At 47.8% G+C, this 569-nt stretch carries 2 protein-coding genes; both read left to right on the top strand.

All coding sequences use genetic code 11. From position 1 onward, the window contains the following. Window positions 1-252 (top strand): DoxX family protein (locus tag R7Z50_RS29755; protein WP_318150050.1); only part of this gene is annotated, 252 nt, incomplete at its 5' end. A 21-nt stretch (window positions 253-273) separates the two neighbouring features. Then, the coding region (locus tag R7Z50_RS29750) for a pirin family protein (protein WP_318150049.1) at window positions 274-569 on the top strand (296 nt) is incomplete at its 3' end.

Genomic DNA, 569 nt, shown 5'->3' with positions numbered 1-569 from the left:
TTTCTTGCTGGTAGCGCAGAATTTTTCGGCGGCTTGTTTATTCTACTTGGTTTGCTGACACGCCCTGCGGCAGTCGCACTCTCATTCACTATGGTTGTGGCGATTTTCTCAGTGCACTTCGAAAACGGCTTATTTATGGCAAACAACGGCTACGAATTTGGCCTAGCTCTGCTAGCAGCAAGTGTTTCACTGGCCTTTTCTGGCGCAGGTAAAGCGGCGTTAGATAACTTCCTAAACAAAAAATTCTCCTAACCACGGACACTGGAGGCACTGATGATCACCGTAAGACACGCCGAAGACCGAGGTCGAGCAAACTTTGGCTGGCTAGACAGCAAACATACGTTTTCTTTTGGTAGCTATTACGATCCAAAACACATGGGCTTTTCTGAACTGCGAGTCATCAACGATGACCTAGTTCAACCCAACGCAGGCTTTGATACTCATGGTCACCGCGACATGGAGATCATCAGTTATGTGCTAGAAGGTGTTATTGCGCACAAAGACAGTGAAGGCAATGTACAAACGTTACCTGCGGGGGAGTTTCAGCTGATGTCGGCAGGTAAAGGCAT

This window comes from Vibrio sp. 1249-1, from assembly GCF_033340495.1.
Note: the sequence above shows the minus strand (reverse complement) of the source record. Positions and strands in the feature narration are given on the sequence as shown.